At 63.9% G+C, this 11,406-nt stretch carries 12 protein-coding genes; 6 read left to right on the top strand and 6 right to left on the bottom strand.

Annotated features, from left to right (window positions below):
* Positions 1–57 precede the first annotated feature (57 nt).
* Positions 58–1,974, bottom strand: a complete 1,917-nt coding sequence (gene thiC, locus RXV95_RS10215) for a phosphomethylpyrimidine synthase ThiC (protein WP_338465943.1) — start codon at positions 1,972–1,974, stop codon at positions 58–60.
* A 230-nt stretch (positions 1,975–2,204) separates the two neighbouring features.
* Between thiC and RXV95_RS10220 the strand changes: the two genes are divergently transcribed.
* The 5 genes from RXV95_RS10220 to RXV95_RS10240 all read left to right on the top strand — a co-directional run bounded on the left by RXV95_RS10220 (position 2,205) and on the right by RXV95_RS10240 (position 4,988).
* Positions 2,205–2,864, top strand: coding sequence for an SOS response-associated peptidase family protein (locus RXV95_RS10220; protein ID WP_338465944.1), 660 nt, complete (start codon positions 2,205–2,207; stop codon positions 2,862–2,864).
* 118 nt (positions 2,865–2,982) lie between these two features.
* Positions 2,983–3,753 carry a CPBP family intramembrane glutamic endopeptidase gene (locus RXV95_RS10225; RefSeq protein WP_338465945.1) on the top strand — a complete coding sequence of 257 codons (771 nt, stop codon included), beginning with the start codon at positions 2,983–2,985 and terminating at the stop codon, positions 3,751–3,753.
* A gap of 50 nt (positions 3,754–3,803) precedes the next feature.
* Positions 3,804–4,166 carry a hypothetical protein gene (locus RXV95_RS10230; RefSeq protein WP_338465946.1) on the top strand — a complete coding sequence of 121 codons (363 nt, stop codon included), beginning with the start codon at positions 3,804–3,806 and terminating at the stop codon, positions 4,164–4,166.
* A gap of 43 nt (positions 4,167–4,209) precedes the next feature.
* The gene (locus RXV95_RS10235; protein ID WP_338465947.1) at positions 4,210–4,677 is read left to right on the top strand and encodes a hypothetical protein; all 468 of its coding nucleotides are present in this window, start codon (positions 4,210–4,212) and stop codon (positions 4,675–4,677) included.
* Entirely contained in the window at positions 4,674–4,988 is a 315-nt protein-coding gene (locus tag RXV95_RS10240; RefSeq protein WP_338465948.1) for a transcriptional regulator, read from the top strand. The genes RXV95_RS10235 and RXV95_RS10240 overlap by 4 nt, the downstream gene beginning before the upstream one ends.
* 23 nt (positions 4,989–5,011) lie before the next feature.
* Here the strand turns inward: RXV95_RS10240 and RXV95_RS10245 are convergent, their stop codons facing one another.
* Positions 5,012–5,413: a hypothetical protein gene (locus RXV95_RS10245; protein WP_338465949.1), complete on the bottom strand. Its 402-nt coding sequence runs from the start codon at positions 5,411–5,413 to the stop codon at positions 5,012–5,014.
* Between the two features lie 330 nt (positions 5,414–5,743).
* Between RXV95_RS10245 and RXV95_RS10250 the strand changes: the two genes are divergently transcribed.
* Positions 5,744–6,985, top strand: a complete 1,242-nt coding sequence (locus RXV95_RS10250; protein ID WP_338465950.1) for a cytochrome P450 — start codon at positions 5,744–5,746, stop codon at positions 6,983–6,985.
* Between the two features lie 100 nt (positions 6,986–7,085).
* Here the strand turns inward: RXV95_RS10250 and RXV95_RS10255 are convergent, their stop codons facing one another.
* From RXV95_RS10255 to RXV95_RS10270, 4 genes are all read right to left on the bottom strand, one after another.
* Positions 7,086–8,624 carry an NAD(P)/FAD-dependent oxidoreductase gene (locus tag RXV95_RS10255; protein ID WP_338465951.1) on the bottom strand — a complete coding sequence of 513 codons (1,539 nt, stop codon included), beginning with the start codon at positions 8,622–8,624 and terminating at the stop codon, positions 7,086–7,088.
* 128 nt (positions 8,625–8,752) lie between these two features.
* Positions 8,753–9,736: a phosphogluconate dehydrogenase (NAD(+)-dependent, decarboxylating) gene (gene gnd, locus RXV95_RS10260; RefSeq protein WP_338465952.1), complete on the bottom strand. Its 984-nt coding sequence runs from the start codon at positions 9,734–9,736 to the stop codon at positions 8,753–8,755.
* 55 nt (positions 9,737–9,791) lie between these two features.
* On the bottom strand, positions 9,792–10,643 hold the full coding sequence (locus RXV95_RS10265) for a MipA/OmpV family protein (protein WP_338465953.1): 852 nt from the start codon (positions 10,641–10,643) through the stop codon (positions 9,792–9,794).
* A 127-nt stretch (positions 10,644–10,770) separates the two neighbouring features.
* Entirely contained in the window at positions 10,771–11,385 is a 615-nt protein-coding gene (locus RXV95_RS10270) for a DUF2585 domain-containing protein (RefSeq protein WP_338465954.1), read from the bottom strand.
* Positions 11,386–11,406 lie beyond the last annotated feature (21 nt).

The raw sequence follows: 11,406 nt of genomic DNA on the forward strand, positions 1-11,406 counted from the left end.
TCATGCCCCTCCGGCTGATATAAGATCGATATCAGCCGACGGATACAAGGTCATTAACTACCGATCTTGATCTATATAAAGCTTGTCGCCTTTCTCCCGATACAACTCACTCATCCGTTCCATGCCCTTCTCCGCCTCGTCGGCCGCGATGAAGCCGGTGCTCTCCTGGTTCTGCTTCGCGGCTTCACTCCCGGGCTCAAGATCGTGACCTGCCCCCAGCAGGTCACTATTTGCTGCGCGAGCCGCAGCAAATTCTCTCACCTCCTGCGTGATCTTCATCGAGCAGAACTTCGGCCCGCACATAGAGCAGAAGTGAGCGGTTTTCGCGCCTTCCGCCGGGAGCGTCTGGTCGTGGTATTGCTCGGCGGTGTCGGGGTCGAGGCTGAGGTTGAACTGGTCGCGCCAGCGGAATTCGAAGCGCGCGCGGCTCAGCGCGTCGTCGCGCAGCTTGGCCGCCGGGTGGCCCTTGGCAAGGTCCGCCGCGTGGGCGGCCAGCTTGTAGGTCACGACGCCCACCTTCACGTCGTCCCGGTCGGGCAGGCCAAGGTGTTCCTTGGGCGTGACGTAGCAGAGCATCGCCGTGCCGTACCAACCGATCATCGCCGCGCCGATGCCGCTGGTGATGTGATCGTATCCCGGCGCGATGTCGGTGACGAGCGGCCCCAAGGTGTAGAACGGGGCTTCGCCGCAGCTTTCCAGCTGCTTGTCCATGTTCTCCTTCACCTTGTGCATCGGCACGTGGCCGGGGCCTTCGATCATCACCTGAACGTCCTGTTCCCAGGCGCGCTTGGTCAGTTCGCCCAGCGTATAGAGTTCGGCGAACTGCGCCTCGTCGTTGGCGTCGGCGATGGAGCCGGGGCGCAGGCCGTCACCCAGCGAATAGGCGATGTCATACGCCTTCATGATCTCGGTGATGTCGTCGAAGTGTTCGTAAAGGAAGCTCTCCTTGTGGTGGGCAAGGCACCACTTGGCCATGATGGAGCCGCCGCGGCTTACGATCCCGGTCACGCGCTTCGCGGTCATCGGGACATAGGGCAGGCGAACGCCGGCATGGATGGTGAAATAGTCCACGCCCTGCTCTGCCTGTTCGATCAGCGTATCGCGGAAGATTTCCCACGTCAGGTCTTCGGCGATGCCGCCCACCTTTTCCAGCGCCTGGTAGATCGGCACCGTGCCGATGGGGACCGGGCTGTTGCGCAGGATCCATTCGCGCGTGTCGTGGATGTTGCGGCCGGTGGACAGGTCCATCACGGTGTCCGCGCCCCAGCGGATCGCCCACACCATCTTGTCCACTTCGTTCGCCACGTCGCTGGCGACGGCGGAATTGCCGATGTTGGCATTGATCTTGACCAGGAAGTTGCGGCCGATCGCCATCGGCTCGCTTTCCGGGTGGTTGATGTTGCTGGGAATGATCGCGCGGCCGCGCGCCACTTCATCGCGCACGAATTCGGGCGTCACATGGTCGGGGATGGCCGCGCCCCAGCTCTGCCCGTCGCGCTGAACGGCTTCCTTCATCGCCTCGCGGCCCGCGTTCTCGCGCAATGCCACGTATTCCATTTCGGGCGTGATGATGCCGCGCCTGGCATAGTGCATCTGGCTGACGTTCATGCCCGCCTTCGCGCGCAGCGGGCGCTTTACCACGCCCGGAAACGCGGGCACGCCGCCCGAACGGTCCGGTCCCAGCTGGCCGTTGTCTTCCGGTTTCACCGCGCGGGCATCGTATTCCTCAACGTCGCCCCGGCCCACGATCCAGTCGCGCCGCAGCGCGGGCAGACCGGCCTGGATGTCGATGCTGGCGGCGGGGTCGGTATAGGGTCCGGACGTGTCATAGACGCGCAGCGGCGGCTCCCCGCTCGACGGTTCAAGGTCGATCTCGCGCATGGCGACCTTCAGCGGCCCCACGTGGACCTTGCGGCTGCCGCGAATGGGGCCGGTGGTGACGCCGATCTCCAGCTTGGAATTGATGTCGGCCATGCGCGCTTCCTCCTTGGGCGGTCGGGGAGAAAGGGCCGTCCCGGAACAGGCGGACCCACTCCCTCCGCCCGTGCTAACGGGTTCAGGTTCAACGGGTCGTGTGGAGCATACCCACACCTCTCAGGCTGTCGTGCGCCCACTTTCGAAACATCGAAGTGGAGTGCTGCCTCCCCGGGGATGCGCGCGATGATAGACGCACGGTGCCGCCCCGTCTAGGCGTGCGTCGCGCAATGCCGATGCTCTACCGCCTTGATGCCCCGGCCACGGCGATTGCCCGCGCCTTCGATGCGCGCGCGGGCACGGACCCGTGGACGGGCGGCCCCGTCTCGCCCGGTCGATTCGCGCCGGTCGTAACCGCCGGGCGGGAATTCATCGCCGGGCCAAGGCCGGCCGGCAAGCGGCTTGAGACGCGCATAACCCCGCGCCTGTGGGGCGTGCCGCCCCCGCCCTCTGCCGGCGATGCGGGGCGCGGCGTGCTTACGGTGCGCAACACGCAAAGCCCGTTCTGGATCGGCAACCTGCGCAACAGCGAGTTCCGCTGCCTTGTCCCGGCAACCGCGTTCATGGAATGGGGCGCGGGAACCGATCGCGAAGGCAAGCGCCGCCAGCACTGGTTCACGCTTGCCGACCAGCCCCTGTTCGCCTTCGCGGGCGTGTGGAAGGACAGCGAGGTTCCGTCCTTCGCGATCCTCACGTGCGAAGCCAACGCAGCCCTGCGCGCCGCGGGGCGCGATGCGATGCCGGTTATCCTTCCCGCAGATCCCGATGCGCACCAGACCTGGCTGCACGGCGGCTGGGACCGCGCGCAAAGGCTTGTGACGCCCTATTCCTCGTCGCTGATGCGCAGCCAACCCGCGTCGCCCCACCTTCCCCGGCCCGATCAGGCCTGAAACCGGCCCCGCGCTATGACTTTCCATCATGGAAAGTTTTCACTTGCCGAATCGGAAAGTGAGGCCTACCCAGTTTCCAACTTGGAAAGTGATCGACGGCAAAGCGAAGGAACGCGACATGGGTTATGACCTTCTTCTCGCGGCAATCGTGGCGGCACTGGGGTGGAGCGCGTGGCACAACCGGGGCCGCATGGAAAAATTCCGTGCGCTTACCGACACCGATGAGCGGCAACGCACGTTCAAGCGCTGGACGCTTTCCAGTTTCGCGATCTACGGCCTTGGCGGCGCGGCGCTATTGGCCTTGATCGGCCGGGCCGGCAGCCTGGTTTCCTTCCCCGCGGAATTCCGCCCTGTCGCCGCCCTTGTCGGCCCCGGCCTTGCGCAAGACGCTTCGCAAACCGGATCGATGCTGGCGGGCATGGTAACAGGCGTCATCATCGCGACGATGGCGCTGTTCATCGTCTGGCGCTTCGTGCTGGGCAAGCGCACCCAGCCCGTGATCGGTGACGTGGCCGCCCTGTTCCCGCGCAACCGCGCGGAAGCGATTGCCCTGCTTCCACTGGCGATCAATGCGGGATTGAGCGAGGAAATCATGTTCCGCGTCGCCCTGCCCCTGCTGGGCACGCTGGCGACGGGATCGGCGGTGGCCGGTTTCGCCATCGCGGCGGTAACCTTCGGCCTGATGCACTGGTACCAGGGATGGCGCGGCGTGCTGCTGACCGGCCTTGCCAGCGGCGTTTTCATCTCGCTCTACGTTTCTTCCGGAACGCTGATCGTGCCCATCGTGATCCACGCGCTGGTCGATGTGATGCTGCTGGTGGTTCGCCCTTCGATCAGCCTGTGGCTGGACGGACGGCAGGCGCCGCCCGCCGCTGCGCAAACCCGCTGATCGACCCCGCTGATCCACGCGCCCTCCCCGCAATCCTGAAAGGCAAGATCATGAATCGCCATACGCAACCCAACCGGACCACACTGGCCCTCCCCGTTTTCGCCTTCGCGCTGGCCATGGTCGCCATGGCGCCGGGCGCTTCGAATGCGGCGGCACCTGCCATGGCCTGTGGCGGTGCGGCGGTCCTTGCCGGACTGGCACGCCGCTTCCGGCGCCATTCGGACCGGCGTTTTACATGGCAATCGCTGGCTCTTGTTGCCCTGTTGACGGGCGGCGCGTTCGCCTCGCTCGCCTTGCGCACGCCCGACGGACCGGCCCCGGCCGTGTGGCTGGTGGGTGCCGCCGTTTTCGCCGCGACCTTCGCGATCGCGCTGAAAACCGGAGAACCATGCGACGGCAGGGGAATTGCGTGAAACGCGCGCAGCGTCCATGCACACATTTGCAAGGGGATCGGCCATGACAGAACGAGACGTCCAGATAGACGAGGCGCGCCGCGCACTTGCCACGGTGGCGCAGACCAAGGCCGGAATGGCGGAAACCATCGCCAATTGTCCGCCCTGGCGCCATGCGTTGTTCGCCGCGATCTTCGCGGTTCTGATCGCGTCCGTCGCAATATCCTCGTTCGTGCAGTTCGCGACGATACCCTTCATCCTGGCGGCGATATTCCTGGTGAAAAAGTCGGACGAGCGGCGGCTGGGTGTATTCGTCAACGGATACAGGCCCGGCAAGACGCGGAAGGTTTCGCTCAGCTTCGTTGCGGTTATCGTTGTTCTGGTGGTGGCGGCCATGAACATGCGCACCAGCCATTTCTCCAACCTGTCGAAAGCGGGCCTTACCGCGATCAGCTTTGCCATCGCCTATGCCTATAGCGTGGTCTGGCAGCGCGTGTTCCTGAACGAGCTGCGCGAACAGGACGCGGAATGAAGCAGGCGCCCGTCCTCGATCCTTCGCTGCACCAGCCCGCGCGGCTGCAGATCTGTGCCATGCTGGCAAACGTCGCCAGCGCGGAATTCGCGAAGTTGCGAGAGATTACCGGCGTCAGCGATTCGGTGCTGTCAAAGCACCTCTCCGCCATGTCCGACGCCGGGTATGTGACACTGAGCAAGGCCGCGCAGGACGGACGCCAGCGAACCTGGGTTTCGTTCACGCGCAAGGGGCGAAAGGCCTTTGCCGGGCACATGGCCGCCCTTCAGGATCTTGTTGCCAGCGCGGAACAGGCGATTGCCGCCGAATAGCCCGGCCATGACGCCCCGGCGCGTCAGGCGAGCCGCACCATACCCAGCACCGTCAGGCCAAGGCCGACGACGAACGTGACCGAAGCCCAGCCCTTGTGCATGTGCGACAGGTTCTTCAGCCAGAAATGGAAATAGATGTCGGAAAACCCGACAACGGCCAGCGCCTCTATCATCATCAAGCCGCCCAGCGTCTTCATGATGCAGGCGACAAGATCGGTCGGCACCCAGGGGTTGAGCAGATAGATCGTCGCCCCGGCGAACAGTTCCAGAAGCCCGCTGACCATCTGCAGCGCCGGGCTTTCTTCCACTTCCTGCACCAGTTTCTGCCAGATCCCCGGCTTGCGCAGCGCCCCCGTTGCCGCCGATACGGTGAACAGGCCCATCAAAAGCGCGCTCCAGCCCGTGGTGTTCAATACTTCGCCCATTCGCCGTCCATCCTCTTTGGCCTTTTCCGGACGAACGGACCCGACACGCGAACGGTGGCTTGCCCCGGCACTGGCTGTTGCCCCCAGCATATCGTCCCACCCGTCGCGGCAGGTGCTGTTATCGTTTCGGTTTTCGGGCGATGTGGCGCCTACCCACACCTTGTTGCCAGACTGGCGACCCGGGGATCGGCATTCATCCTAACGTGGCCCGATAGCTTGGCAAGACGGCTTGGCAACGCTTCGGACGGGCTGGACTTCTATCGCGCGATATAGATACTCGGCGCGCAACGACGCCGCGGCCCGATCGCGGTGCGAACGGGAGAAATGCCGATGGCCACTATCGCAACAGACGCTCCGCGTGCGACCAGCCCCTGGGACGTCAGCGATGTCGCGCTCTATACCGAAAACCGCTGGCACGAACCCTTCGCCTGGCTGCGTGAAAACGCGCCGATGAGCTGGCGCGAGGACAGCCCCTATGGCGGATACTGGTCCGCCTGCACGCACGACCTGATCCAGCAGATCGAACTGGACCCGGCCACGTTTTCTTCCAGCTGGCAGAACGGCAACATCGTTATCGCCGATCCCAAGCCGGAAGCGAACCTGCCCAACTTCATCGCCGCCGACCCGCCGGTGCATACCGCGCAGCGCAAGGTCATCTCCCCGGCGTTTTCCCCCAGCCAGATGGCCGAACGCGAAAAACAGGTGCGCGCCCGCTGCAAGGCGCTGCTGGACGCGCTTCCGGTTGGAGAGACGTTCGACTGGGTAGAGCGCGTGTCGATTCCGCTGACGATGGGAATGCTGTGCATCCTGTTCGACATGCCGATGGACGAATGGCAGGATCTGAAGCGCTGGTCCGACTATGCGGGCAGCGTCAATCCCGACAACGACAACGATGAATACCGTGCCGAATGGATGGCGCAGATGCAGGCGATGCTCGCGCGGTTCGACCGGATGCTGGACGAACGGCGCGATGCGGCGCCGGCGGACGACCTGATCAGTCGCATGGTGCATTCGGACGCGATGGGGCACCTCAGCCCGATGGAGCGGCTGGCCAACATCGCGCTGCTGATCGTGGGCGGCAACGACACCACGCGCAATTCGATGAGCGCGCTGGTGGAGGTTTTCGATTCCTGGCCGGGCCAGTTGCGCAAGCTGCACGACGATCCTTCGCTGATCCCCAACGCCGCGCAGGAGGCGATCCGCTGGCAATCGCCCGTCACCCATATGCGCCGCACCGCGATGCGCGATGTCGAAGTGGGCGGACAGCAGGTGAAGAAGGGTGAGAAGATCGTGCTGTGGTATATATCGGGCAATCGCGACGAAAGCGTGTTTCCCGATGCGGACCGGTTCGACGTGACGCGCGAGAACGCGCGGCGGCACGTGGGGTTCGGCCACGGCATTCACCGCTGCGTGGGCGCACGCCTTGCCGAAATCCAGCTTGCCACGCTGATAGAGGAATGGGTGGCGCGCGATTGGCGCGTCGTGCCGCAAGGCGTGCCGGAACGGCTTGCCAGCCCGTTCCTCCACGGCTTTGTGCATATGCCGGTCAGGATCGAACTGCGGTCGTCCTGACCCACGCGCAAGCCGCAACGCCGGCCGCGTTCACGCAGTTTGCGGGATTGCCGGCCGCGGATTGCCGGCCGCGGACTGAACGCGCGGCCGGCAGATCCGGTCAAGCGTCGGCCATTTCCTTTGCGCCGGCCGTCTCCCCGGCCGCGCGGCGGTGGTTGTCATAGACGAATTCCTGCCCGTCCAGGTCGATGTTCGGAATCTCGTCGCGCTCGGCCCAGTAATCCTGGTTATGGCGCCATTCGGGCTTGTCGCCACGCCGGGGCAGCTTGTCGAGCCCGCGCATCAGGTAGCCGGGGTTGAAGTTGTCTTCCTCGATCCAGGGCAGAAGTTTCATGCCCTTGTCCTCGTCGCGAAGGGCAACATCCACCCGCTTCGCGCCGATCTCGTCCATGTGGTTGAGCAGGTGGCACACGAAGTCGCCCAGCATATCCACGCGCAGCGTCCAGCTGGCGCGGAAATAGCCCATCACCCACACGAGGTTGGGCACGCCGGTGAACATCATGCCGCGATAGTTCACGGTGTCGTGCCAGTCGACCGGGGCATCGTCCACGCTGAACGGGATGTCGCCCATCACCGAAAGGCGGAAACCGGTGGCCGCCACGATAATGTCCGCCTCTATCTCTTCGCCGGACGCGGTGCGCACGCCCTTTTCGGTGAAGGTGTCGATCGTGTCGGTCACCACCGTCAGCTTGCCCGCCTTCGCAGCCTGAAAAATGTCGCCCTCCGGGCAGAACGCCAGACGCTGCTGCCACACGCGATAGCGCGGGGTGAAGTGCGGCTCGAACTCGAAATCCTCGCCCGCGTAGAGCTTGATAAGCTCTTTCAGTTCATCGAACACGGCATCGGGTTCGGACTGGCAGCGCTTGGTCAGCTGGTCCTGATCGTACATCACCTGCGCGCGCACGACGCGGTGGATGGTCGGCTCGTCTATGCCGATCTCGCGCAGCCGGTCGGCCAGTTCGTTCTGGTTGGGGCTGCAGAAGAAATAGGTGGGCGAACGCTGGAGCATCGTCACGTGCGCGGCCTTTTCGGCGAAGGCCGGCACCACGGTTGCCGCGGTCGCGCCCGATCCGATCACCAGAACGCGCTTGCCGGCATAGTCCGTTTCCGGGTCCCACAGCTGGGCGTGGACGAACTGGCCCTTGTAGTCGGAAAGGCCCGGCCAATCGGGGACATATGGCTTTTCGTGATCGTAATACCCCTGGCACATCCAGAGGAAGTTGGCGGTGAAGGTCACTTCCGCGCCGTCCGACTTGCGCACCGCCTTCACGGTCCACAGGTTGTCCTTGCCGGACCAGTTGCAGCCGGTGATGCGGTGGCCATAGTGGATGTGATCGCCGATGCCGTTCTCTTCGATCACTTCGCCCATATACCGCAGGATCTTTTCGGCCTTGGCGATCGGTTCATCGACCCATGGCTTGAAGCGGTAACCGAAAGTGTAGAGGTCGGAATCCGAACGCACGCCGGGATACTTGTGCGTTTCCCACGTCCCGCCGAAGGTATCCTTCATCTCGAGGATGGCATAGCTCTTGCCGGGACACTGGTCCTGCAGGTGATAGGCCGAGCCGATGCCGGAAATTCCCGCACCCACTATCAGCACGTCTACGTGCTGCGCTCCACTTCCGGTTGCGCCGTTCATATACAAGTCCTCCGCCAAAGCTGTGCCTATCATTCGATAGGTCTGTATGCCTTCAGAGGCTGCACCCATTCATTGATCCCCGTCAATGGCAGAAATCGGCGAAGCGAGGCGTTTTTAGGGTTTTCGCCCTATTTCATGAACTCACGATGTCCGCCGAACTTGAACCGCATTGCCGAAAGCACCCTGTCCGCCACCCGTTTTTCATCGCGCGAATCGAATCGGGCAAACAATGCCGCGGCCATGACCTGCACGCTCACCCCCTGATCGATCGCCGCGTCCAGCGTCCATCGCCCTTCACCACTGTCGGCAACCTGAGGCGAATAGCGATCGAGCGACGGATCGTCCGCCAGCGCGTCCGCCCCAAGGTCGAGCAGCCATGAAGCCACTACGCTGCCCCGGCGCCAGACTTCGGCGATCGCGGCAAGATCGAGATCGTAGCGATAGTCTTCGGGCACCTGCTCCCCGCCCGCGCTGGCGAAAAGGGCGAACCCTTCGGCGTAGGCCTGCATAAGCCCGTATTCGACGCCGTTGTGCACCATCTTCACATAGTGCCCCGCCCCGCTTGGCCCGCAATGCAGCCAACCCGCTTCGCCGGGCGCTTCCGCCCCGCCCTCGCGCGCGGGTGTGCGCGCGGCCGCATCCATGCCGGGGGCAAGCGCCTTGAAGATCGGGGCATTGCGCTTCACGGCCGCCGCGTCGCCACCGATCATGAGCGAATATCCGCGCTCCAGGCCGAAAACGCCGCCGCTGGTTCCGCAATCGAGAAAGTCCACGCCGCTTTCGGCCAGCAATTTGCCGCGCGCCACCGAATCCTTGAAATGGCTGTTGCCGCCGTCGATCACCGTATCGCCCTTTTCCAGCAGCCCGGCCAGATCGTTTACCACCTGCCCCACCGCATCGCCCGACGGCACCATGACCCACACGCTGCGCGGGGGCGCCAGCCCTTTTACAAGCGCTTCCAGGCTTTCCGCCGCAATGGCTCCGGTCTCATCGGCAAGCGCCGTGCGCTCGTCCTCTATGGGGGAGAAGATGTGGCAGGTATGGCCGCCCTGCGTCAGACGCCGGACCATGTTGCCGCCCATTTTGCCAAGGCCGACAAATCCGATGTGCATTATCCTTCGCTCCTTCTTCGCGTCCCGGCATTGCTCCCCTTAATTTGCTGGCAAATCAGAACGTATAGGCCAGCCCGACGCCGCCCATCCATTGATCGCGAGAGCCGCGCAGCGCGGTAATCGGTGTTTCCGCCGCGCTTCCGGTCAAGCGCGTGTAGCCCATGCCTGCAACCAGCGCGAAACCGCCGTTCAGAAGGTTTCCGTCAAGGTCGTAACCGGTATAAAAGCGCAGGCCCCAGTCCTTCATCCCGCCCTTGGCCGAATAGACGGGCAGCCCGCTTGCCACGCTGTCCGCGGGTGAGACCGAATACGTGTAATCGGCCCAGCCATCGTTGACGAAATCCATCGCTACGGAAAGCGCCACGATCTGCGCGCGGCTGACGGGGGTAAGGTAGGTTCCTCCGACTGAAACCAACCGCGCGCCGTCGTGCCCGCTGGTGTCCCAGCGCACGTCCACGCCCATGCTCACGCTGTCATAGGGATTTAATACGCGCTGGACGGAAAACCCCGTGGCGATCCCGGCCTCGAACGTATCGTCCAGCGGATGCAGCTTGTCGACCACGGCATCGCCCGAATGCGCATCGCGGTTGTCGTTGTAAACGCCCACCGGGCCAAGCTGGAACCGCACTTTCGCGTTCCTGGGCGCGGGGATGAAATTGAGCGCGATGCCCGAATCGCGCGGGCTGATTCCAATGCCCGCGATCCGGCCCGCAACCCCCGCCGCGGGGGTAATCATGGTGCTGTCAGCCCCTTCGTAACGGGGCGTTACGACAACGCCTGCCCCCACAACGAGGAAATCTCCGTCGAAAATGTTGGGTTCGTTGTCCGGCGGCGGCGCGGACTGGGCCATGGCTGCCACGGGAAACAGGCAACCTGCGGCGAAAGCACCGCGCAGGAAGCGTTTCATATGGCGATTTTCCCTGACGGCCGAACCCTTTGCGACCGCTGCAACTGACGTACTGTTCATAAATCTCACCCTGCACCAATGCGCGGAAGGCCACATGGTTGCAACCATCACGGTTGCATCTGCCTGCTCATGCCCCGGCCTGCCACTGGCGGATCGCATCGACGGGCCAGACCAGCATCAGGATATTCAGCGTCAGGTTGTCACGGATCATCAGCAGGGTGAACAGCTCGAACAGGATGGCCAGTGCGATGCTGAGCCTGACGGGCAGGCGCGCGGCAAGCCAGAAACCCGCCATCATGAAAATCACGTCGCTGGCCGAATTGACGATGCTGTCACCCGAATAGCCATAACTGACCGTCACCGCGCGATAGCGGTCTATGATCATGGGCGAGTTTTCAAGCAGTTCCCAGAACGCCTCGAACGCCACCGCGATGGCCAGCGCCCAGCGTGACGGGCGCCCGCCGAACAGCCGCCATTTCCGCCACAGCAGCCAGGCGAAGAAATAGAACAGAAGACCGTGGATGACGTGGCTGAACGAATACCAGTCCGCAATGTGCTGGCTGTTGCCGGACGATTGCACCACACCGTGCCACAGCTTCACATAGCCGCAAGTGCAGATCGGCGGACGGCCCATCGCCAGTTCCATGGCCACCAGCGCCAGCAATACGCCAACCGCCGCGATCAGGCCGCGCGTGTCGGGCAGCAGGCTTTGGGCCACGGCGCGGCTCGTCGAGTTGTCCATCGTCGCACGATGCCCGATCGG

Source organism: Novosphingobium sp. ZN18A2 (assembly GCF_036784765.1).
Classification (GTDB): domain Bacteria; phylum Pseudomonadota; class Alphaproteobacteria; order Sphingomonadales; family Sphingomonadaceae; genus Novosphingobium.